General features: G+C 46.2%; 17 protein-coding genes. 10 read left to right on the top strand and 7 right to left on the bottom strand.

Going from position 1 to position 22,836, the window contains the following annotated elements; genetic code table 11:
* Window positions 1-10: 10 nt before the first annotated feature.
* Window positions 11-1,033 (bottom strand): DUF389 domain-containing protein, encoded by a 1,023-nt coding sequence (locus QUB10_RS13635; RefSeq protein WP_333202839.1) that lies wholly within the window; start codon window positions 1,031-1,033, stop codon window positions 11-13.
* Window positions 1,034-1,470: 437 nt separating this feature from the next.
* Here QUB10_RS13635 and QUB10_RS13640 point away from each other — a divergent pair, with 437 nt between their 5' ends.
* From QUB10_RS13640 to QUB10_RS13655, 4 genes are all read left to right on the top strand, one after another.
* Window positions 1,471-1,887: an MAPEG family protein gene (locus QUB10_RS13640; protein ID WP_333202841.1), complete on the top strand. Its 417-nt coding sequence runs from the start codon at window positions 1,471-1,473 to the stop codon at window positions 1,885-1,887.
* 181 nt (window positions 1,888-2,068) lie between these two features.
* Entirely contained in the window at window positions 2,069-2,251 is a 183-nt protein-coding gene (locus QUB10_RS13645) for a hypothetical protein (RefSeq protein ID WP_333202843.1), read from the top strand.
* Window positions 2,220-2,582, top strand: a complete 363-nt coding sequence (locus tag QUB10_RS13650) for a hypothetical protein (RefSeq protein WP_333202844.1) — start codon at window positions 2,220-2,222, stop codon at window positions 2,580-2,582. Before QUB10_RS13645 ends, QUB10_RS13650 begins: the two co-directional genes overlap by 32 nt.
* Window positions 2,583-2,618: 36 nt before the next feature.
* Window positions 2,619-2,819, top strand: a complete 201-nt coding sequence (locus QUB10_RS13655; RefSeq protein ID WP_333202846.1) for a hypothetical protein — start codon at window positions 2,619-2,621, stop codon at window positions 2,817-2,819.
* Window positions 2,820-2,962: 143 nt separating this feature from the next.
* On the opposite strand, the gene murD is transcribed toward QUB10_RS13655, so the two are convergent.
* Together murD and glyS are read right to left on the bottom strand one after the other, a co-directional pair.
* Window positions 2,963-4,309, bottom strand: a complete 1,347-nt coding sequence (gene murD, locus QUB10_RS13660; RefSeq protein WP_333202848.1) for a UDP-N-acetylmuramoyl-L-alanine--D-glutamate ligase — start codon at window positions 4,307-4,309, stop codon at window positions 2,963-2,965.
* Between the two features lie 366 nt (window positions 4,310-4,675).
* A complete protein-coding gene (gene glyS, locus QUB10_RS13665) occupies window positions 4,676-6,841 on the bottom strand; it encodes a glycine--tRNA ligase subunit beta (RefSeq protein WP_333202850.1) in 2,166 nt (721 codons plus the stop codon).
* Between the two features lie 145 nt (window positions 6,842-6,986).
* Between glyS and QUB10_RS13670 the strand changes: the two genes are divergently transcribed.
* Both QUB10_RS13670 and QUB10_RS13675 read left to right on the top strand, forming a co-directional pair.
* Entirely contained in the window at window positions 6,987-8,114 is a 1,128-nt protein-coding gene (locus QUB10_RS13670; protein ID WP_333202852.1) for a HetZ-related protein 2, read from the top strand.
* 1,075 nt (window positions 8,115-9,189) lie between these two features.
* Window positions 9,190-10,251: a hypothetical protein gene (locus tag QUB10_RS13675; protein WP_333202853.1), complete on the top strand. Its 1,062-nt coding sequence runs from the start codon at window positions 9,190-9,192 to the stop codon at window positions 10,249-10,251.
* Window positions 10,252-10,781: 530 nt separating this feature from the next.
* Here the strand turns inward: QUB10_RS13675 and QUB10_RS13680 are convergent.
* The 3 genes from QUB10_RS13680 to trpB form a co-directional block, all read right to left on the bottom strand.
* Window positions 10,782-11,414 (bottom strand): ribonuclease D, encoded by a 633-nt coding sequence (locus QUB10_RS13680; RefSeq protein ID WP_333202867.1) that lies wholly within the window; start codon window positions 11,412-11,414, stop codon window positions 10,782-10,784.
* 164 nt (window positions 11,415-11,578) lie between these two features.
* Window positions 11,579-11,989 carry a CAP domain-containing protein gene (locus tag QUB10_RS13685; RefSeq protein ID WP_333202855.1) on the bottom strand — a complete coding sequence of 137 codons (411 nt, stop codon included), beginning with the start codon at window positions 11,987-11,989 and terminating at the stop codon, window positions 11,579-11,581.
* A 372-nt stretch (window positions 11,990-12,361) separates the two neighbouring features.
* Window positions 12,362-13,600 carry a tryptophan synthase subunit beta gene (gene trpB / locus QUB10_RS13690; protein ID WP_333202856.1) on the bottom strand — a complete coding sequence of 413 codons (1,239 nt, stop codon included), beginning with the start codon at window positions 13,598-13,600 and terminating at the stop codon, window positions 12,362-12,364.
* Between the two features lie 400 nt (window positions 13,601-14,000).
* Here trpB and QUB10_RS13695 point away from each other — a divergent pair, with 400 nt between their 5' ends.
* Window positions 14,001-14,369: a translation initiation factor gene (locus QUB10_RS13695; RefSeq protein WP_190737631.1), complete on the top strand. Its 369-nt coding sequence runs from the start codon at window positions 14,001-14,003 to the stop codon at window positions 14,367-14,369.
* Window positions 14,370-14,521: 152 nt separating this feature from the next.
* Window positions 14,522-15,115, top strand: a complete 594-nt coding sequence (gene recR / locus QUB10_RS13700) for a recombination mediator RecR (RefSeq protein ID WP_190744271.1) — start codon at window positions 14,522-14,524, stop codon at window positions 15,113-15,115.
* Window positions 15,116-15,216: 101 nt separating this feature from the next.
* Here the strand turns inward: recR and QUB10_RS13705 are convergent, their stop codons facing one another.
* The gene (locus QUB10_RS13705) at window positions 15,217-16,341 is read right to left on the bottom strand and encodes a flagellar assembly protein H (RefSeq protein WP_333202859.1); all 1,125 of its coding nucleotides are present in this window, start codon (window positions 16,339-16,341) and stop codon (window positions 15,217-15,219) included.
* A gap of 258 nt (window positions 16,342-16,599) precedes the next feature.
* On the opposite strand from QUB10_RS13705, the gene QUB10_RS13710 reads away from it, so the two are divergent.
* Window positions 16,600-18,711 (top strand): prolyl oligopeptidase family serine peptidase, encoded by a 2,112-nt coding sequence (locus QUB10_RS13710; RefSeq protein WP_333202860.1) that lies wholly within the window; start codon window positions 16,600-16,602, stop codon window positions 18,709-18,711.
* A 1,099-nt stretch (window positions 18,712-19,810) separates the two neighbouring features.
* Window positions 19,811-22,836, top strand: a 3,026-nt coding sequence (locus tag QUB10_RS13715) for a DUF4347 domain-containing protein (protein WP_333202861.1), incomplete at its 3' end; no start/stop codon positions are given.

A 22,836-nucleotide genomic window follows, 5' to 3' on the forward strand; every position in this document is an offset into this window, starting at 1 on the left:
AATAAAATAGTTAAGGCTTCGGTTTTGAGCGGGGCTTATTCAGCGTCGATCGCCGCACTTCTTCAACTTGACTGACTTGAAAAATTAGGGTAAAGGGTTGACCCATTTCTTTTTCGACAAATTCTTCTAAAAGCTGCACCTGTTTGGGTGTCAAAGCTTCGCTGCTGCGAACACTCAGACGAACTTCCGGCGGTTTCGCCAACCAGTTAGTATCAGTTGCAATCAGTTCCACCCGTTGAAAAGTGATAGTTCTGTTAAGCAAAGCCCGCTTCAGACTGGCTTCGAGTTGCGCTTGCTCGATCAATTCTGCAAAACTCACCCCCAAAGGAATTACAAGTATAGCCGTCAATGCTAGCGCCCAAAATAGGGCTTTACCGGCGCGATGTAGGGGGGTGTAGCCAGCCATTAAAGAGGTTAGCATACAGGAGAGAGTTATTCCCAGCAAATTAGTAAGATACAGGAGGCTTGCTCCCAAACTGAGCGACCAATTAGCTTGAGATAAGCCTAAACCTATAACACAAATTGGCGGCATGAGAGCCACGGCGATCGCAGTTCCCGCCAGAGTAGCAGAAACTTTGGGCTGAACTTTCGCATAGCCGCTGATTCCCCCAGCGGCGATCGCAATTCCTAAGTCTAGTAATGTAGGTTTAGAACGAGCTAGAACTTCGCTTCCAAAGTCGGGAAGTTGTACCAAAGCGCCCAAAAAACAAGCTAGAAAAATTGCTAGCAGCGTCCCTACTGATAATGCAATTAAACCTTTGCGGAAGAGGAGAACGTTACCTTCTACGGCTCCAAACGCTAACCCTCGGATTGGCAACATCAGAGGGGCGATGATCATAGCACCGATGATGACGGCCGCACTGTTGGAAAGCAGTCCAAAGGTGGCGATTATACAGGAGCCGAGAATTAAGACAAGATAGTTAATATCTAGGGTTGATTCTTCCAACAAGTCAACTCGTATTTGCTTTAAATGCTCTGGAGCAATCCTGCTCCTGGTGAAATATTTAAGACGGTCTCGAATAGGGTTGAGCAAAATAATCTCCTTAAATTGGGGGATTGTATCTCTATGCAGGTAAGGTCAGTCGATTTTAGATTTTAGATTTTAGATTTTAGATTTTAGATTTTAGATTTTAGATTTTAGATTTTAGATTTTAGATTTTAGATTTACTCCACAGATTTTAGATTTACTCCAAATATGAATCTGGGAGCTTGAACAAAAGTCTAAAATTTGGACGGCTCACGACAAGAGTCGGGGGCTGGTATCCCTCTGCAGGTGCGAGCAAAAACAATCCAAATCCCAGCCAGCAAGTTTTCGAGGATGTCCCAGAACTATGAAGCAATTGCAGCGCCACTAATACCCAGCAGTTGCATCAAATCCCCGACCTGGAATGACGGGAGGGCGATGAATAACGCGATCGGCAATAATTGATTTATAATCAAGATATATACTCCACCCCATAATACCGAATCATGCTCGCAGAAGCAAACGCCACACTTTGGCCTAGTCTAATTACTGTTTCAGCATTAATTCTCTACTTCGTTGTTACCATCAACGTCGGCAGAGCTAGATTCAAATACAAAGTTTCTCCCCCGCAGGTGACAGGAAACCCAGACTTTGAGCGAGTGTTGCGAGTTCAGCAAAATACCTTAGAGCAAATGATTCTATTTTTGCCCTCGCTGTGGCTGTTCTCGCAATTTATCAGCCCAATTTGGGGCGCTGGTATCGGCGCAGTTTGGATAGTTGGACGCATTTTGTTTGCTTGGGGTTACTATCAAGCTGCCGAAAAAAGAGCAGCAGGATTTGGCATTAGTACCTTAGCTACTTTAGCTTTGCTTGGTGGTTCCTTAACTGGCATAATTATGTCGCTGCTGAAGGTTGGAGCGTAACTTCCGATCGACATAATTGTTTTTCTACTCGTTTCCAGGCTCTGCCTGGTAACGCAGACCCGGAGGCTGTGCCTCCAATTTTCCTGCTGAAAAAGCGAGGCAGAGCCTCTGCACAGGGGTTCCCAGGCAGAGCCAGGGAACCAGTTAAACCAGTTAAATGTAATAAATGTTAGGAGTAAATATGTCAGAAACCAACAAACCCGTATTTGAAATTAGCCCGAAACTTTTTCAGCAGCTTGTCGAGTGGCAAGAAAAACTTGAACGAGAAGATGAATTAGCAAGCGAGTCAGAAAACGAGAAACCAACTGAGGTAATAACTCCTCCCGACAGTGATGAACAGCATTCTCAAACAGATAATTTCTAGCTGGTGGCTAGCAGCATCTTTGGGATTTCCGGCTGCTGTCTCGGCTCAATCGCTGACACCTAGCCAAATTCAGCAAGTCAATAGCGGTTTGTTTCGTTCTAACTCTCAAGACTTCTTTCAGCAAGGAAATCGCCAACTGCAAAGGGAAATCGCAATTTTGTTGCAAAAAAACGTCGCTTCCCAAGGCAATATTCTGGAGATTGATGAAAAAATGCTCTCTCAGCTTTGCAGCCCAAAAAATAAAATGTCCTCGTCGCATTCTGATACAATAAGTGCTGCTCAGATTGCTGATTTCCAGACCCAATTAAAAGACATTTGCAGACACAATTAAAATGAAAGTGAGGTCAATATTCAAAGTTTAGTGCGAATGGATAAGGAGGCAATGGCAAAGTTAAAAACAGCCATGCTGGAAGCGGAAACCGCTGCTCATTTGGCAGCAATCATTATTGATTATACTCATGAGGAAATAATGATAGTTTTTTCTGAGCTAGAATGGGAACAGCAGGCTAGAATTAAAGATATTTGGAAGACAGTATGGACGGGGGATGTTTATGAAGATTATGGTTAGCCAATTAAAGATGTTGGTGAACCCGCCTCTTGTATCTTGAAAGCGGTAGATTGTGATTGACAGTTTGGTGGGGGCGGGTTTACGAGATTATTGGTTTTAGGCATAAATTGTTGGTGAACCCGCCCCTACGCGATTGGTGTCCGTTAAATCAGGGATTCGAGGCATAATTGGCGGAAATGATCGCCCCGTTGCTCGAAGTTTTGGTATTGATCGAAGCTAGCACAAGCTGGCGAAAGCAGCACGACTTTAGCATGATTTTGTTTGCCTAATTCTGCTGCTCGCGGGATGGCTCGTTCCATTGTTTCGACTATTTCCCAAGCGTTGTAATTTGCTTGTTCGAGCCGATCGGCAAAAATACCTGCCGCATCCCCAATTAGCAACACCCCAGCAGCTTTCGCCTTGATTGTATCAATCCATGCGCGATCGTCCCCTTCTTTGGCGTCACCGCCCGCAATTAAAATCGCTGGTGCGCTCACAGAAGCTAACCCGACTTGGGCGGCGTCGTAATTAGTAGCTTTGCTGTCGTTGATGAAATCTATGCCTTCCCAAGTGCAGATGTGTTCGAGGCGGTGCGAAACTCCGGGGAATTTAGCGATCGCGCGGGCGATCGCACTTTTATCTATCCCCGCCAAGTTAGCCGCCGCCACCGCCATTAACAAATTCTGCAAATTGTGTTCTCCCACCATCCGCAAAGACTCAGCAGGCAGAATTTTCTCGTTTTGAGCTATTACCCAACCATCTTGAATATAGGCTCCAAAATCTGTATTTCCCAACAGTTCTTTTTCACCTTTGACACTCGTCCAACACGCATCCGGCCAAATGTCAACTCCTTGCTGCCGCAAACAAGGATCGTCGCCGTTGATTACTTGCAATTCAGACTTTTTCAGCAAATGCGCTTTAATGTTGTAGTAATTTTCTAAAGTTTTGTGGCGGCTGAGGTGATCCGGCGTCAAAGTCGTCAAAACTCCAATTCGCGGCGCTACAAACGGCGAGGATTCTATCTGATAGCTGCTGATTTCTGCGATTACCCAATCCGGCGGTTTTTCGCCTAAAGCTAATTCACACGCAGCATAGCCAATATTGCCGCAAGCGGGAGCGTAAAGCCCGGCCTCTGCAAAAATAGCAGCAATTAAAGCAGTAGTAGTAGTTTTGCCGTTAGTGCCGGTAATTCCCACCCAAGGAGATTTGAGGTAACGCCACGCAAGAGCCATTTCTCCGATTGTTTCAATCCCTAACTCTCGGGCGCGCACTAATGCTGGACTGTCCCAGGGAACCCCCGGACTTACTACTATTAATTCTATCGATTCGACTGGTTCAAATGATTGACCTAACTCAACATTAATTCCTTCGTTAGCGAATTCCTGTTGCTGTTCGAGCAAGTTTGGGGAAGATGAGCGATCGCTCAGCGTTACTTCCCATCCTTCGCGTTTTAGCAGTCTGGCGGCGGCAATTCCTGATTTTCCTAGTCCAATGATATGAGCTATCGGCATAAGTTGTGTGTGTGATGGAGCGAACTTTCTTGGTTTTTTCCTCTTATATGTTACGGTTTTTTTGGGATGATTTAACCGCAGAGGGCGCAGAGAACACAGAGGAGGAGAAGAGAGAAGATAGAAATGAATAATTCCGATACCAATGGATTTGATATTACACCAAAACCTTTGGCCGCAATCTAAAATCCACAATCTAAAATCTAAAATCGATTTCGGTTAGGGTTTTTTTGGGATGATTTAACCGCAGAGGGCGCAGAGGACACAGAGGAGGAGAAGAGAGAAGATAGAAATGAATAATTCCGATACCAATGGATTTGATATTACATCAAAACCTTTGGTCGCAATCTAAAATCCAAAATCTAAAATCTAAAATCGATTGACGATCGCCCCAAAGTCAGCTAACACCCGCGCGTGATTCCGCAGCAAACCCAGTAAATTTAACCGATTTTGCTTAATTTCCGGGTCAGAATCCATCACCAAAACGCTTTCTGGCCCGTCGAAAAAGTTGCTGACAGTCGGAGCAATTTCCGTCAAACTATCTACTAACTGCTGGTAATTCCGAGTTTGTTTGGATAACAGGGTTTGCGGCACTAACTGTACCACTGCATCATAGAAAGCTTGTTCAGACGATTTTTGAAATAACTCTGGTTTCACCGCATTTTTCGGTTCCAATTCTACTTTATCCAAATCTCCTTGAGCCGCCAAACGAGTTGAACGGTTGACTGTTTCGTAAATCAGATCCAAAGTCTGGTTATTGCGGATTTCTTGCAGAAAAAGCGCTCTTTCCAGTGCGTCCAACAAATCTCTCAATGCTCGTTCAGTATATTCTGGGTCGTTTTCTCCCAAAACTGCATTTACCAAATCGTAATCTACATTTTTTTCTTCTTGCAACAAAGTCCTAATTCTTTGCAAGAAAAAATCGTATAACTGATCCAGCAACTCCGCCGAGGTTTGCGGGCGGGCTGCGGTAAATTCTGCAACAACTTCGGCGAGCAACTGGTGCAAGTTGACTGGCAACTGAGCCGCCCAAATAATGTTAGTTATTGCATTGGCTGCGCGGCGCAAAGCGAAGGGATCGGAGGAACCTGTCGGCAACATTCCCAAACCGAATATGCTGACTAATGTATCTAATTTGTCGGCTATTGCGACAACTTGACCTGTCAGAGTTTGAGGCAAATTGTCGCCCGCACCTTTGGGCAAATAATGTTCAAAAATTGCTGTGGCTACTGCTTCCGATTCGCCACTTGCTAAGGCGTATTTCTGCCCCATGATTCCTTGCATTTCGGGAAGTTCGTAAACCATTTGGGTTACGAGGTCGGCTTTGCAAAGTAAGGCTGCTCTGGCTACATCAGCTTGCTCTTCCTCTGTGATTTGCAGTTGATTGACAATTAAACTGGCAATCTTGCACAGCCGATCGACCTTTGCGCGCACTGTCCCTAAATCTTCCTGAAAAGTAACTGTTTCCAACTTGGGCAAATAATCCTCTAAAGGCTTTACCAAGTCTGCTTTGTAGAAAAACTGACCGTCTGCCAATCTTGCCCGCACTACTCGCTCGTTACCGGCGGCAATAATCGCGGCTTTAGCGGGATCTCCGTTGGAAATTGTAATAAAATAGGGCAGAAGTTCGGGATAATCGGGGCTTTTGAGTATGGGAAAATACCGCTGGTTTGTAACAATAATTGTGGTGATTACTTCCGGTGGCAATATCAAAAATTCCTCGTCAAATTTGCCGACAACTGCGTTCGGCCATTCTACTAAGTCGGTGACTTCTTCTAACAAATCTTCGGTAATGTCGGCGTAACCGCCTTGTTTTGTCGCTGCGGCTTCTACTTGTGCTTTAATTTGATTTTTGCGCTGGGTGCGATCGACCTCTACGCAAGCAGCCCGCAGACACTCGACATAATCCTCGGCTTGGGGAATCGAGACCCCTCCCACGGGTGTAGGGGGGGTGTATAACACCCGGTGTCCTTGGGAAATTCGATCGCTCTTGACCGTATCCGAACCGCTCACCAATGTAATTGGCAGTACAGTATCATCTAACAGGGCCACCATCCATCGAATCGGGCGCGGAAACTTCAAATCTCCGTCTGCCCACCGCATAAATCTTTTGCCTTCTAACTTATTAATCCACTGCGGCACAAGTTCTGCCAAAATATCCGCACTCATCCGCCCCGGAATCTTTTTGAGCACAAACACAAAATCGCCTTTATCGGTAGCGCGAACTTCCAAAGCCTCAATTTCTACGCCCTGCTTTTTCGCAAAACCTTCGGCTGCTTTCGTCGGTTTGCCATCTTTAAAAGCCGAACTCGCGGGTGGCCCTTTTACCTCTTCTTCTCTGTCTAATTGCTGAACTGGCAGTCCTTTCACGAGAACGGCCAAACGCCTCGGAGTAGCGTATACATTAATAGAGTCATTTGTCAAGGATTCTTCTGCCAGCGTTGCAGGTACAAGTCGCTGCCACTGCTGGGCGCTGCCTGCGACAAAAGATGCGGGCAATTCTTCCGTACCGAGTTCTAATAAAAAGTTAGGCATATCGCACCGTAATGGAATTTTGTTTAGGGTAATTTAAGGTAATTTATCCGATCGCGCGATCGTATATCTGAAATATCTGAAAAATACTCAAAAATCCAGGATACCACGTAAAATCGGGGGTGAAAGACAAATAGCTCAACAGCTCATGACCTTGGCCCAAAGACTGGCACAAGATTGGAAGTCTCGACTTGAACAAGATTGCCCGGACGAAAATTCTAGCACCCGCGAGAGTGTTGTCCGCTGGCTGTTGGGAGACAAGCCCGAAAGATTTGACACTCTTAGCCCAACTCAATTGTCTGTCGCCTCTGGGGCGATCGACTTTTTATATCGAATTTTGATTTCTCGGTATCTGGGAGTACCGCCAGAAAAAGCTTACCGCAACTTGATCGGGCGGCTCGGCGGTTTGGTTGTGCTCCGGCAAAAAATCCAAGCGTGGGTTTCCCTGAGTCGCGACAGACAGCGGAGTGCGGTGGAGGTACTGCAAGAAGTGATTCAGGAAATGCTCAATTCCGATCGCTACCTGCAGCAGCAAGTCGCCTGGATTGCCGAATGCACCTCAGACAGACGCCTCCGAAATGCTTTGCTGCTAGCGAGCACAGAAGAATACTGCTTACGGCCGATCCGCAACCAGCCGCTGCTGGTGTACCGTTTTGTCAACTACCTGCGGCGTGCCCAGCGGGGCGGGTTGACGCAAGTGCCTGCGGGAGACTGGGTGCGGCTGGTGTCGGAACAGGTTCTACCCGACGATACAGACGAACCTCTCAGCCTGCTAGACGAACAGGCAATGTCCGAGTATCGAGAAAATCAAGCTTGGGAAGAGCAGCAAACTCAGCGGCAGATTGTCCAACAAGAATTTGAGAATTACTTGGCCGCTGAAGTCGATCCGCTGGCTTCCCGGTGGCTGCAGCTTTACCTGCAAGGTCGTTCCCAAGAGGCAATTGCCGAGGATTTGAAGGTTCCGATCAAGCAAATTTACCGCTTGCGAGAAAAAGTCAGTTACCACGCGATTCGGGTTTTTGCGGTCAAACAAGCACCGGAATTAGTCGCCAACTGGCTGGAAACTTCGCTCAAAGAACACAGTTTGGGCTTGACTCCGGCTCAGTGGCAGCAATATTTACAAAACCTCACGCCGGTGCAGCGGCAGTTGGTAGAATCGCTGAAAGCAGGGAAAAGTGTAGAGACGATCGCATCTGAATTAAAGCTGAAAACCAATCAAGTCATCGGCGAGTGGAGCAAACTCTATTTAGCAGCTCAATCGCTCCGCAACGAGTAGATTGGTAATGGGTGGCGGGCAATTGCTAATTGTTAATTGGCGGTAGCATTTTTCCGAATCCGCGCTACAAATCAATTCCCGAACAGCCACAGATTACTGCGAGTTTCCCCGTGGAAAACCGCGAGATGCCCCTTGTATCAAATCAGGTTAGATTAATCGGGATATCGTAGCGCTGCAGTGACGATCGCGCTCCGAGACGATCGCAGTCAACTCTCTGGGCTAAGATACTAGCAGCACGATCGACTTTTCAGGATTTTTTAACTCAATTGGCGTAAGCCCCACGCTGTAATTGTACTCAATTGGGCGTTGGGATATAAGCTTTCGCAAGGTCTATGAAAAAAGAGCGACAATTTCCTCAAAAGTCTAAGATATAAGTGGTTGCGACCCACCCACTCGACTGCAAACAACAGGCTACAGTAGCAGTAAAATGCTTGGCCTCGGACAACTGCGAGAGAAAAGGGGAAAGAGCAGACCGCTGGTTGGTAAGGTACGTCCCACCATAAAATACAATCCAAGTTTGTTGTACGAAAATAGTTTTTTGCCTTGGGAAACAGGGCTTCTGCGTGGATTCCCTACGAAGGGATAAAGGCCGTAAAAAGCCAGAGATGCTGTGTCAGACTCGGATCGTCTTCAGTGACGAATACCCAGAAATGGGTATACCCAACAGAGCAACGGCAAACGATACACGAAGCCCGAACTATAACGGTATTCCGTTTAGTTTGGGTATTTCACCCAATCCTAAATTCAGCGGTTGCCCGTAAATCATCGGTTGTGGTGCATCTCTAATACTTGCGTATTCCTGACATAATTCTATTGTTGCCAGCCACGGGCATCTGTCTCGGGCGATCGATGATAGTGGGTCTAGACTGCGCTAGTCATCATCTAGCTCTCAATCTTTTGGTAGAATTTGAGGCTGCAATACAGAAGGGAGAAAATTCTGGGACTAAGGATTTTTCTTTAATAAAAGCTTCCGGTTGTTAGGCCAATTCCTCCGTCAGGGAAGTTGCAGCGTTTAATTTTATCGCATCAGGTTGGTGCGTCGCGCTCGATCGCGCTTCCAACTACAAAGCAGCTAATGGTATATACATCTTCAACACACTCGGCAGCTACAATGGACTCCGATCGAATATTTCACCTAATCGACACAGTTGTCCCCTTTGAAGCTTGCCTTTATTATCAAGTTTTGCCTTTATCTCTAGAAGGTAATCTATTTAAATTGGGCGTAGTCGATGCCCAAGATGACTCCGCCTTGGACTACGTGCAGCGGATTTTAGCTTACATGAATTGCTCAGTCACAACAGAGCCAATTGCCTCGGAAACTCAGCGCTCGATGCTCTCAGCTTACTTGCTGCACGGGAACCAGCTCCGAGAACCGAGCCAGACAGAAACCGCCGCAGCCCCAACACCCAAAAATCCCGCATCAGCAACTTCAGGCCCCAATGCAGCAACGCTGCTGTCTTTGCCAGAACCCTCGATGCCCGCTCCTGAGCGGTTTAAACCTGCTGGCGCTGAGGTTCCCCCGACACCGACACAGCTATCGGTTTTGAATGTCGAGGCCTTGCACTTGTCAAGCCAAGTGGAAGTTTTGACAACTTTGCCCGCGCCCCAACTGCTGCAAGAATTGCTCGGTAGAGTGCTGCGAGAGGGTATCGGCCGCCTGTTTTTTGAGCGGCACCAGTCCCAAGGCCGGATTCTTTGGAGTCAAGATGGCGTTTTGAAATCGATGCTCGAAGGTATCGATATCGTGCTTTTCCAAGAGGTCATCGATGAGTTGAAGCGGCTGACGGATATGCCTGTTGGCCCGGTGGAACAGCCCAAACAAGTCGAAGTTGAGCGCATTTATCAAAACACTCATTTGCTGTTGCGCTTGCGGGTAATGACGGTGGGTGGCAAGGAAGAAGCCACCCTGCAAGTTTTGCGGGGGGCAGCTTTGAGGTTTTACCAGCAGCAGCAGTTGTCTACTTTGAGTCGCGACGCGCTGCGGCTGGCCGAAGAATTGCAGCGGAAAGTGAATCAAATTCGCGATCGAACTCGGCTTTCTCCTGTGCCTTTAGAGGGGTTGCCGGCTTTGGAACAGGTGATTAGAAATGTTGACGACCAAATTGAAGCTTTGCTGCACGAACATAATCCCGATTAGCCATAATCAGCAATAGATGACTGTTTTGATTTTTTTTTACTCATATCGTTTCCGGTTGTATCGGAATGATTTAACCGCAGAGGGCGCAGAGAACGCAGAGGGAGAGAATACAGAGAGGAATAACTCCGATGCTACCGGATTTGATATCACATCAAGTCCGGTCAAATAATAATAATTACGTTTGTAGTGAGGACTCAAGTCCAAGCGAGTTTTATCATAACTCAAGTCTTCATTACAAACCAATTTGATTGCAATTGTGCGAGGTGATATCTACTCCGGTCGATTCCCTCCGCTTCGCTTCGCCCGAAATCAGGTAGGGGCGGGTTCACCAATAATATCTGCCAATAATTGACAATCTCAAAAACCCGCCCGGCCGGGATATTATGGTCAATCGATCGGACATAATATGACACAATATTATACAATTTCAAAAAAAGAATGCAACTGTATGCCTGTACTCTAAACCCTGGTCCTCATCAGTCATTCCCCATCTAAAATCTAAAATCTAAAATCTAAAATCTAAAAGGGTATTAGCCGTGCTCGAAAACATCCTTGTACTGCAATAAATCCAAACTCACAAAAACGGGCAAACACTGAAAACATTGCTGTGCAATTTCCCAGCGTTCTTCTCGCTGCAACATAGCAGTCAACTTTTGTTTAGCGTTCAGCAAATAGCGGACATCATTAGCAGCATAATTTAGTTGGTCGTCAGAAAGATTAGTCGCATTTCCCCAGTCGGAACTTTGAGATGTTTTATTTAATTCTACCTTTTCAAGTTCGAGAATTAATTCTTTCAATCCGTGTTTGTTGGTATAAGTTCTAGCAAGCTTACTAGCTAGCTTGGTGCAGAAAACTGGTGCAATGTCAATACTTAAATTGTAACGCATTGTTGCCATATCAAAGCGCGCAAAATGAAATACTTTCTCAATATTTTCGGCTTCCATTAACTTCTTTAAATTCGGTGCTGCTGTCTGATCTTTGGCAATCCGCACCACTGCAACTTTACCTTCGGGATTGCACAACTGCACCAAACACAAGCGATCGCGCCACGGTAGCAAACCCATTGTTTCCGTATCAACCGCGATCGCCGGCGCAGTCAAATAATAAGATAAGAGAGAATCGGGAATATCACCATCGCACACTTGAAAATCTGCAAATTCCATTATTAGTAATTTTTGACTGTTGACTGTTGACTGTTGACTGTTGACTGTTGACTGTTGACTGCCTTCTTCCCTCTTCCCTCTTCCTTCTAACTTCAGCATCTACGTCACACTCGATAATTAATCCGTGTATCCGTGTCCGAATCAGTTTCGTGCCTTCCTTCCGCTTACCGACTGCGGACAAAAAGCTGAGTAAAATAATACTCCCCTTTGGCATTTTTCGCAACCCCAATACCGGTCACATTAAACTGACCCTCCATATTCTTACGGTGGCCGTCACTTTTAATCCAACCTTCAACAGCATTGCGTACCGGGTCACTGTAGCCGAAATTATAAGCAAGATTTTCAGCTACACTTTGATAAGGAATTGTAATTGCTTTCGCCCGCCCCTCAAATCCATCGTGGCTAAAATTGACTTTACCGTTAGCCATATTTTCGCTGTGAATTCTTGCTATCTGAGTGATTCGCTGATCGATACTCAGCGGCGGCAACTTTTTAGATGCTCGGTATTGATTTATCTGTTGGTTAACCGCTTTTTCTAAGTCAGTAATAGCACTCGAAGCAACATTAGTATTCATGGGAGTTTGTGGCAGTGATCGCGTAGGAATGGAAGTGTCACACTTTGGCAGGATTGTCAACAATCCCAAGCAAATCGAAATCAAACCTTTGGACATGAAATCAAACGAGAAATAAAGTTAATTGTTACCATTAGTGTCAACTTAATGCCAAAAGTAGTATGAGTATACCGTCTGACGATGAGCCTCTCGCTCCCCCTAAATCTCCCTTAATAAGGGGGACGAAAGAGCGCTTCCAGTCCCCCCCTTATTAAGGGGGGCTAGGGGGGATCTAGACTTCGATACAAACGAGAGATACAAAGGATTTTTGTCTTAAGTTGACACCAATTAATTGTTACCAATTCCTACAGAGCGATCGCCCCACATTCCGCTAACCTAGATATTCAGAACCTTCGCCACAGTGTTCACGTCTTTGTCGCCGCGTCCCGAACAGTTAAGCACAATGCGCGGATTGCCTGTTAGCTGCGGGCACAGAGTCTCCAAATAGGCGATCGCGTGAGCAGTTTCCAAAGCCGGAATAATCCCCTCCAACTGCGAAAGCCGCTGAAAAGCTCCCAGCGCTTCTGCATCAGTTACGCTATAATATTCAGCCCTGCCCGCATCCTTCAAATAACTGTGTTCCGGCCCCACGCCCGGATAATCCAAACCCGCACTAATCGAATGTGGCTCAATCACTTGACCTTCATTATCTTGCAGCAAATAACTCATCGCCCCGTGCAGAACTCCCACACTTCCTTTAGTCAAAGTAGCAGCGTGTTTATCAGTTTCCACACCTTCGCCCGCCGCTTCAATACCAATCAATCTAACAGTTTCTTCCCCGACAAACTCGTGAAAAAGACCCATTGCATTAGAACCGCCGCCGACGCAAGCTAATAAAATATCCGGCAAACCACCCCACTTTTCCTGACACTGAACCCGCGTTTCTTCACCGATTACCGCATGGAAATCGCGCACCATCATGGGGTAAGGATGCGGGCCCGCTACGGAACCGAGAATGTAATGAGTTGTTTCCACGTTTGTCACCCAATCGCGAATCGCTTCGGAAGTGGCATCTTTCAACGTTCCCGTACCCGCCGCCACCGGCCGCACTTCGGCACCCATCAAGCGCATTCTAAACACATTTAAAGCCTGTCTTTCCATGTCGTGAACGCCCATGTAGACAACGCATTCTATACCAAAACGAGCGCAAACTGTGGCAGTAGCAACGCCGTGTTGACCGGCACCAGTTTCAGCAATTACCCGCTTTTTTCCCATGCGTTTTGCCAGCAATGCTTGAGCTAAAGCGTTGTTAATTTTGTGAGCTCCCGTGTGGTTTAAATCTTCGCGTTTGAGGTAAATTTGCGGGCCAGTTCCGTCTGCTTTAGCGTAGTGTTCGGTGAGGCGTTCGGCAAAATACAAAGGGCTGGGGCGGCCGACATAATCTTTGAGCAATTGTTGGAGTTGCTCTTGAAATTCCGGTTCGCTGCGGTATTTGTGGAAAGCCGCTTCTAGTTCAAATAAAGCCGGCATCAGAGTTTCGGGGACATATTTGCCGCCGAATTTGCCGAATCTGCCGAGGGAGTCGGGGCGTTGGGCGCTGGTTTCGGTGGTGAGATGCAGGGGGGTGACTGTCATTTGATTTTAGATTTTAGATTTTAGATTTTTTAGATTGGCGGGTAAGCTAGAGGCTTGATGTCGATCGTACCAAAGTCGATCGTACCAAATCGGTTGTGGACTTGAGGCGATCGAACAAATTTCATTATAATTCCTTGAACGCTTGACAATCAAGCATCCAGGATACCCGCCACGTGATTCATCCGTCCAGAAATAAAAAACCTGTATCCGAGAAACTTGCCCCCCGAATTTATCCGTGGGGTCAATCCTTCAATTCTTTAATCTAAAATCTAAAATCTAAAATCGATTGACGGGCTAATACAATAAGTAGAAGATGGGATCGCATTCCGAGCGATCGCAACCATACCCCAATCCGCTAAAACTAGAAATACCAGTAAAAAAAGTTCAAGCATTTTAACCTATGGCAGCATCCAAACGCAAAGATTCTGACAGCAAAACAACCGAGGGCAAACGAATAGTTTACTCCGAGTTTGGGAATGTTGACAACTCGGCCGCCCTCCAACGGGGAGTTGCCGAAGTTCCCCCCAATCAACAAAACCTCAAAATCGAAGCATCCCGCAAAGGACGCGGCGGCAAAACAGTTACAGTCATCAGCGGCTTTCAGGAAAAACCCGAAACATTAGCAACTTTAGCCAAGCAGCTAAAAGCCCAATGCGGTACTGGCGGCACAGTCAAAGATAATGAAATCGAAATTCAAGGCGAACACAAGCAAAAGCTGCTAGAAATTATCACAAAGTTAGGCTACAAAGCTAAAATTAGTGGAGGGTAAATTAGTCAATAGTCATCAGTGTACGGGCGGGACGAGTTTATGATATACTTAGTTTTAAACATAGATGGTTGGTAAAACCCGCCCCTACATCGCACAAATTATATTGTCGCGAATCAACCAGAAATGATATTACCAATTACCGCCAATTTTTAATGTACACTCGACCTTTAGCTCGTTTAATCGAACAATTGCAGCGCTTGCCCGGAGTCGGTCCAAAAACAGCCCAGCGGCTAGCTTTACATATTTTGAAGCGACCGGAAGAAGAAGTGCAAGCCCTAGCTAAATCTTTGATTGATGCCAAACAGCAAGTAGGTTTCTGTCAAGTATGCTTTCACTTATCTGCTGACCCTGTTTGCGAAATTTGCCGCAATACCAACCGCGACAGTCATACCATTTGTGTAGTGTCAGAATCCCGCGATGTAATCGCTTTAGAAAAAACGCGGGAATACATGGGTAAATATCACGTTGTTGGGGGCGTTATCTCGCCGATGGATGGAATTGGCCCGGAACAATTGAACATTCAACCATTAGTCCGGCGCGTCAGCCAGCAAAAGGTTAAGGAAGTAATTATTGCTATTAGTCCCAGCGTGGAAGGCGAAACTACTACTCTTTATATCGGTCACTTATTAAAACCTTTTACTCTAGTGACGCGCATAGCTTTTGGTTTGCCGATGGGGGGAGATTTGGAATATGCCGATGAGGTTACATTGGCTCGTGCTTTGGAAGGAAGGAGGGAGTTGGATTAGTTATAATTTGTCCCGCATCTAAATTGTGTTTTCTGGCGCGCGGGACGCCCAACCCCTACTTTCCACAAGAACTCGATCGAGCTTAATCGCTCTTTTTTTACTCAAAGGGAAGAGTTTTCTATTCGAGCCATTAGTTCTTCTATTGACAAATCCGGCAGTTGTGACAGCAATAGCGATAAATTATCGGCAGACAATGCGAGCAGATTTGGGATGAGATTGACGGTGTTTACTTCTAATTGACCAAAGCGCTTTCTCAAGACATTTTCGGCGATTAAAGTTTGTACTTGTTGTCTATCTGCTTGGGCAATTGGCAATGTGGATAATTGCACTAACAACATAGTGAATTCACCAACAGGTAAAGCCGAGACAGAGGCAAAAAAGGCAATTATCTTAGCGTCTAACTCTCCAAATCTGACTTGCAGAAAGTTCTGCAAAATCAACCGCTGTGCTTCTTCTCTTCCTTCTTCTCTTCCTTCTTCTCTTCCTTCTTCTCTTCCTTGTTGTGTGGCCTGATCTATTTTTTGTTGTAACAGAGGTACGAGCGCCATAACTAACTCCTTATCTTCCTGATTTCCTGGGGTACTAGCTGCTAAATTTACTTGCAGATTCGCTTGCAGGTTGTACAATAATTCTAGCGTATTAGCTCGTAAGGGACTATCAACAGGCAATCTTGTTAATTCCGCGATCGCCCCTTGCTGTACTTTACCCTTACCTAAAATCCGCAACCACATCGTTTCTGGAACATTCGGTAGCTGGTGAATAGCTATCAATCCTACTCGCCAAACTTCCGATAGAAAATAAACCCCCCTCCCCCAACCTTCTGACTCTTCTGGAATCATAAAATTAAAGCTGCTTAACAAAGCCTCCGAAGCCGTGGGAGTCAGAATCCACAACCGGGGTAATTGCTGGGATTCTAAACGTTGCTCTTCTCGATTAGCTCGGCGCAGTAATTCTGCCCTAGTATTTAAAAGTTTGACAACACAACTGAAGATATCCTCTGTATTGACGGCATTGCGAAATGGTTCGATCGCAGCCACAGTCGCAGTCATTTGACCTAATAAACCTAAATTCTCTACGTATTCAGGCGATACAGAAGTGGGTTTAAACCAGATATCAATTTCTCGAACTTGAGCAGAAACATCTTTACTTGTTTCTACTTCTCCTAGAGGTGACAACAACTCTCTTAGGTATTCTTTGGCAAACTGGTCATGGGGAAATTTAGTCATTCTTGGGAAGCACGTTATCCGAAAAAAACTAAATTAATTATATCTCATTTTAAAATAGTATTTATTGGCGATATCTTCTATGTTATACACCAAATATTTTAAAGGATTCAGGTATCAAAGTATTCGGTTTTTTGAGCCGTTGCTGACTTATTTAACCCAGATTTAGGATAAAATCTCAAATCCCAAATTGAGCGACTCTCCCCTATCACTGCCGCGAAAGGGTAAACTGGACAAAGTTACCGAGAGTAGTAAAAAATCATGACCCAATTCGATCGACCTTTAAGCTACCCCACAACCCGCAAAATCGACCAAACAGACGACTACCACGGCGTCAAAGTATCTGACCCCTACAGGTGGCTGGAAAATCCCGACTCGGAGGAAACCCAAGCTTGGGTGGAAGCCCAAAACGCAGTCACTTTTGCCTACCTCAACGAAATTCCGGCGCGGGAAAAAATCAAACAGCGCCTAACTCAACTTTGGGATTACGAGAAATACGGCATACCTTTCAAAGAAGGATCTCGCTATTTCTACTACAAGAATGATGGCCTGCAAAATCAATCCGTACTCTACACTTTAACATCCCTCGATAGCGAACCCAAAGTATTAATTGACCCCAACACTCTCTCAGAAGATGGAACCGTTGCTCTGGGTGGAATAGCTATCAGCGAAGACGGCAAATACATGGCCTACGGCTTGTCAAACTCCGGTTCCGACTGGCAGGAATGGAAAGTCCGTGAGGTGGCAACCGGCGAAGATTTATCAGACCATTTAAAGTGGATTAAATTCTCAGGAGCATCCTGGACTCACGACGGTAAAGGCTTTTTTTATAGTCGCTACGACGAACCCAACGAAAAAAGCAAGCACGAAGAAGTTAACTATTACCAAAAACTGTTTTACCACCAAATAGGCACGCCCCAATCTGAAGACGTATTAATCTACGAGCGACCCGACCAAAAAGAGTGGGGATTTAGCGGTGGCGTCACCGAAGATGGCAAATACTTGATTATCTCTGTTTGGCAGGGAACTGAAACGAAAAACTTGATTTTCTACAAGGATTTAACTGCACCGGAATCAACCGTTGTAGAACTGATTAGCGAATTCGAGGCAGAGTACAGTTTCATCGACAATGAAGGCCCTCTGTTCTGGTTTCAAACAAACTTGAATGCACCGTTGGGCCGCGTAATTGCGATCGACACCAACAACCCACCTCCTTCATCCCTCGCTGGTGACGAAACCCCCTCGTCGCCCAGGGAGGGGGGGTTCACAGAAATTATCCCGGAAGCAGCCGAAACCCTCCAAGGTATTGGCATCCTCAACAATCAATTTGTGGCTTCTTATCTGAAAGACGCCTACACCCAAATTAAAATCTTCAACTTAGACGGCTGTTTCGCGCGAGAAATAGCTTTGCCGGGAATCGGTTCGGTGGGAGGATTCGGCGGCAAGCGACACGACACCGAAACCTTTTATGCTTACACCAGTTTCACTGCGCCCAACACCATTTATCGCTATAATCTGGTGACCGATGAAAGTACGATTTATCGACAACCAAATGTCGATTTTAATCCCGACGATTACGAGACAAAACAAGTATTTTACCCTAGCAAAGACGGTACGCAAGTACCCATGTTTATCACCCACAAGAAAGGCTTGCAGTTGGATGGCAATAACCCCACCTACCTTTACGGATACGGTGGTTTTGGCATCTCGCTAACTCCGAGTTTTTCTGTTAGCAGGATAGTGTGGTTAGAGATGGGTGGAGTTTATGCGATCGCCTGTTTGCGGGGAGGCGGCGAGTACGGCGAATCATGGCACGAAGCAGGCAAAAAGTTGAACAAGCAAAACGTGTTTGATGACTTTATAGCTGGCGCTGAATGGTTGATTGAAAACAAGTACACCAAACCGGCAAAATTGGCGATCGCAGGTGGTAGCAATGGCGGTTTATTAGTGGGAGCTTGCATGACTCAGCGGCCGGAATTGTTCGGTGCAGCGCTGCCGGCAGTCGGCGTTATGGATATGTTGCGCTTCCACAAATTTACCATTGGTTGGGCTTGGACTTCTGAATACGGTTCGCCGGAAAATCCCGAAGAATTTCCCACAATTCACGGCTATTCTCCCTTGCACAATCTTAAACCGGGAACCGCTTATCCAGCGACAATGATTACAACTGCCGATCACGACGATCGAGTAGTTCCGGCCCACAGTTTCAAATTTGCTTCTGCCTTGCAAGAAACCCACGCGGGAGAAAAACCCGTGTTAATTCGCATTGAAACTAAAGCGGGACACGGTGCCGGCAAACCCACTGCGAAAGTCATTGAAGAATTGGCTGATGAATGGGCTTTTTTAGTGCGGGAACTCGATATTGACGCTTAGCAAGTGGCGTTAGAGGGTGCGATCGACGCAGTTTGATGATTTAGATATAAAGAGGGTGTAAAGGGCGATCGTACTTTTTGAATTCAAGGGCGATCGTTCTTTTTTGTCACCGCAATCCTGGTATTAACATATTTGACACTCCCCGGCCTTAAGGCACGGGGATTCTTAAGACTTTCGGGCCTTAATATCCCTATTGCGAGGGTTTCCGGGCGCAATCTTTTTGCCAAAAATGGCGGTCTGCTATCCTAGTCTTGCAACTAGCTCCTCGGTCGTGACTTTCCTCCAGTCCGGGGGTAGGTTTTAACGTCTTTTACTGACGATTTAATCGGTTCAGAACCTTAGTATTGGTTGTGATTAATTATTTTGAGCATCCGTACTGCTGTTAAGCTAGATACTTGATTTCTCAAAATTCGCAACTTTCGACTCTTTTGACGATAGCACACTTGCCAGACATTTGTGCAATTGGTGTATCTGATAGGCAGGAGAAATCCTGCCATGCCCTTTCATCCCTGGACTAAAGTCATAGGGTTTTCCGGGTACTCTTTATAAGTATAAATCTCTAGAAATGCGGTACTCTCAACTTTTAAGAGCGATCGCACCTCAAAGTCAAAATCTGGCAATTTTTAGGAACTTTATATTTTCAGTATATTTACGGTTCAAGCTGTCTGATCCAGCCTCGATATCACCAGACTCAGAACAGCGGTATGAGGGGTCAGACCCCTTATGCTAATGAATCCGTAAGTAATTTACCATGTAACTAACGTTAGACCTGATATCATTTTTCCCAAAAATAGAGGGTTTTGGCTAACATAAAGGCTGTGACCCCTTATTCATGTTATGATTGGCAGCGATCTGTCGCATCAGGACATCCAAGGGCGATCGCTGTAAATCCTGTCTAATGATTGACTAACATCACAAATAACAAATAGAGGCAACTATTATTTATCCGAGTAAAATAATGTATAAACTTTATAGTTGAAAGTTTATCGTCATCTATGAAAAGGGGGTAGCTTAGATTTAGCAACAAAATTAACCCCAAAGGAAAACCATCCCAAATCAGTGAAATTGGTCATCTACCCAAACACGGAAATCTACCAATATGGAAACTAAAATCTTGAGAAAAGCTAGCCATAAAGCAGAGACGGCTAGCCGAAAAAATCTAGCGATTGTGGATTCAAAAGTAGAAAACTACCAAGAGTTTCTCAGGGGAGTGAAAAGCGGTACAGAAGTAATCCTCCTCGATAGAACCCGGGATGGAATCGAACAAATTGCCCAAATTGCCGCCTCGCGGCACAGCCTCAATAGCATTCAAATAGTTGCTCACGGCGCATCAGCATCAGTAGAAATCGGCCGGGCAGAGCTCAATATTCACAATATAGAAACCTATTCCAGCCAATTGCAGCAGTGGGGTAAAGCTCTCAACGAAACAGGTAGTATTCTGCTGTTAAGTTGCAACACAGGCGCCGGGGAATCAGGTCTAAATTTTATACAAAAACTCAGTGAAATAACAGGAGCAAATGTTGCAGCTTCCAATAATTTAACTGGTAGTGCAGCACTAGGCGGCGACTGGGAATTAGAAATTACTACAGGACAAATAAATACCGAAATAGCCTTTGAAAAAGAAGTCCTAGAAGGCTACACATCAGTCCTGGCTACCTTAGCCGCTGAAGAATTTAAAAATACAACAGTAATCGGGCCTTGGATATATGGAGTTGGCAACCCCACTACAGCTAACCCAGGCTTAACCGCAGGTAGTACACAAAACCTCAGCGGCGTTATTCCGGCTTTAGGGACTGGCGATACACCCGGAAGCGGTACTTTGAGATTAACCTCAAACGCCTTTGGACAATCAGCTTTTGTAATCTACAACAACCCCATATTGGCCACTGAGGGTCTGAGAGTTACCTTTGATTTCTTTGCCTATAACAGAGGTACTGTCCGCGATCGGCAGAATAATCGCCTTGGTGCCGATGGCATTAGTTTTTTCCTCATTGACGGAACAGCTACGCCAACACAAGCGGGAGGCTTTGGCGGCTCTCTCGGCTATGCTCAAAATACTAATTCAAATTCACCGGGTATTGTAGGAGGTTATTTAGGTGTCGGATTAGACGAGTTTGGCAATTATTCTAGCGTTATTGCTGGAAAACAGGGTGGCATCTCGAACGATCCACTTATTAGGCTAGCTGATGCAGTAGGACTTAGAGGCAGCCAAAGCACATCTTATAATTTTTTAACTAGCACAGTCGTTCCCGGTGGCATAGATAATATAGATGCAACCAGTCGAACGGATGCTAATACTAAAAGAACCGTTCAAGTTACATTATTCCCGACTACCTCAGTAACACCTAACCGTCTTACAGTTGCCTTAGACTTGGACGGTAGTGACACATTTGATGCGGGCGAAACACTGCTCGACATACCAAATTTGGTAACTATAAACGGAGCAGTGCCACGTACTTTTAAATTTGGCTTTGCTGCTTCGACAGGGGGCAATACAAACATTCACGAAGTTAACAATGTCGTCGTCCAAAGTATAGATCCGCCTGCACTCCAAGCCGACGTTTCTATTGTTAAAAAAGGCCCAATCTATGCCATACCCAATAGCACGATTACCTATACGATTACCTCCACAAATAACGGGCCAAACAGCGCCGAAAGCGTCCTGATTCAAGATCCCCTGCCCGCGGGCTTAAGTTTCGTCAGCGCCTCCGACCTCGCCACATACAACACCGTAACGCGGACGGTCATCTGGCCGGCGATTCCGACTCTGGCTAACGGTGCTAGCCAAACCCGCACCATCACCGCAAGAGTTCCGGCAACAGGCGGCGCTGCCTTAACTAACACTGCCTATAGCACATCTAGCACTTTCGACCCCAATCTAGCTAACAACAATAGTTCCCAACCCATCTCTCAAGTCTCAACTACAATTGTTGATGCTCTTGCCGATGTTGTTACCACCAAAATCGGAACTACCGCAGCAGCACCAGGTGAAACAGTTACTTACACAATTTCCACAGTCAACAACGGCCCAAGCACAGCCGCAAACGTCACCGTTACCGACAGCATCGTTCCGGGTTTAAAAATAGTTAGTCTACCCAACGATGCTGTTTACAATCCAGATACTGGGATTGTCACCTTCCCACCGATTCCCAGCTTGCCTTCCGGTGATCCTCCTGCCATTAACACAGTCAGGTTCATCGCACCTGCATCTGCATCCGGCACCGTCAAGAACACCGCCAGAAATACCTCAGCTACCCCAGATCCTTTTCCTGAAAACAACAACGGCACTGATCCGCTGGCTACAGTCACCACAACTCTGACACCTAGTGCCGATGTTGTTACCACCAAAACAGGGCCTACGGCAGCAGCACCAGGTGAAAGAGTTACTTACATAATTTCCACAGTCAACAACGGCCCAAGCACAGCCGAAAACCTCACAATTACTGACAGCATCGTTGGCGCCGTAACAGAAGTCAACGGCGGTGTCTACGATCCCAATACAGGTATTGTCCGCTTCCCGCCAGTCACCAGCTTAGCCAGCGGTGTCACCGTCAACAACACAGTCAGCTTCATCGTACCTGCATCCGGCAGCGTCAGCAACACCGCCAGAAGTACCTCAACTACCGCTGACCCGACTCTGGACAACAACGCATTTACAGTCACCACAACTCTGACACCACCTCCAACTCCCAACCAACCGCCAGAGGCCAAGAATGCGACCTCCAGCCTAGGGCCCAACAGCAGCCAGTTAGTCACAGGATTGGGAGGAACGGACGACGGCTTGATCGTCTCTTACACGATCAACACCCTACCCTCACCAGACCAAGCAGTCCTGTTTTTAGGAGATCCAGCCAACGGTGGCGTACCAGTGACACCAGGCCAAGTCCTGACTCCAGAACAGTTGCAGCAACTATTTTTCCAAACGACGGGCAACTTTACAGGAGCAAATTTCACCTACACCGCGAAAGACAACAGCGATGCTATCAGTCTCCCTGCTACCGCTACTGTGGATGGACTGATAGTATCAACACCGACTCCCACAACACCAACTCCCACAACACCAACTCCCACAACACCAACTCCCACAACACCAACTCCCACAACACCAACTCCCACAACACCAAC

Origin of the sequence: Microcoleus sp. B5-D4 (assembly GCF_036705145.1) — a bacterium.
Lineage (GTDB): Bacteria > Cyanobacteriota > Cyanobacteriia > Cyanobacteriales > Microcoleaceae > Microcoleus.

Coding starts and splice junctions, on each gene's coding strand:
- QUB10_RS13705 (WP_333202859.1), bottom strand. CDS start 16,341: ATGACTAAATTTCCCCATGACCAGTTTGCCAAAGAATACCTAAGAGAG.
- murD (WP_333202848.1), bottom strand. CDS start 4,309: ATGCCGATAGCTCATATCATTGGACTAGGAAAATCAGGAATTGCCGCC.
- QUB10_RS13695 (WP_190737631.1), top strand. CDS start 14,001: ATGGCAGCATCCAAACGCAAAGATTCTGACAGCAAAACAACCGAGGGC.
- QUB10_RS13710 (WP_333202860.1), top strand. CDS start 16,600: ATGACCCAATTCGATCGACCTTTAAGCTACCCCACAACCCGCAAAATC.
- recR (WP_190744271.1), top strand. CDS start 14,522: ATGTACACTCGACCTTTAGCTCGTTTAATCGAACAATTGCAGCGCTTG.
- trpB (WP_333202856.1), bottom strand. CDS start 13,600: ATGACAGTCACCCCCCTGCATCTCACCACCGAAACCAGCGCCCAACGC.
- QUB10_RS13680 (WP_333202867.1), bottom strand. CDS start 11,414: ATGGAATTTGCAGATTTTCAAGTGTGCGATGGTGATATTCCCGATTCT.
- QUB10_RS13650 (WP_333202844.1), top strand. CDS start 2,220: ATGAACAGCATTCTCAAACAGATAATTTCTAGCTGGTGGCTAGCAGCA.
- QUB10_RS13675 (WP_333202853.1), top strand. CDS start 9,190: ATGGTATATACATCTTCAACACACTCGGCAGCTACAATGGACTCCGAT.
- QUB10_RS13685 (WP_333202855.1), bottom strand. CDS start 11,989: ATGAATACTAATGTTGCTTCGAGTGCTATTACTGACTTAGAAAAAGCG.
- QUB10_RS13655 (WP_333202846.1), top strand. CDS start 2,619: ATGGATAAGGAGGCAATGGCAAAGTTAAAAACAGCCATGCTGGAAGCG.
- glyS (WP_333202850.1), bottom strand. CDS start 6,841: ATGCCTAACTTTTTATTAGAACTCGGTACGGAAGAATTGCCCGCATCT.
- QUB10_RS13670 (WP_333202852.1), top strand. CDS start 6,987: ATGACCTTGGCCCAAAGACTGGCACAAGATTGGAAGTCTCGACTTGAA.
- QUB10_RS13645 (WP_333202843.1), top strand. CDS start 2,069: ATGTCAGAAACCAACAAACCCGTATTTGAAATTAGCCCGAAACTTTTT.
- QUB10_RS13640 (WP_333202841.1), top strand. CDS start 1,471: ATGCTCGCAGAAGCAAACGCCACACTTTGGCCTAGTCTAATTACTGTT.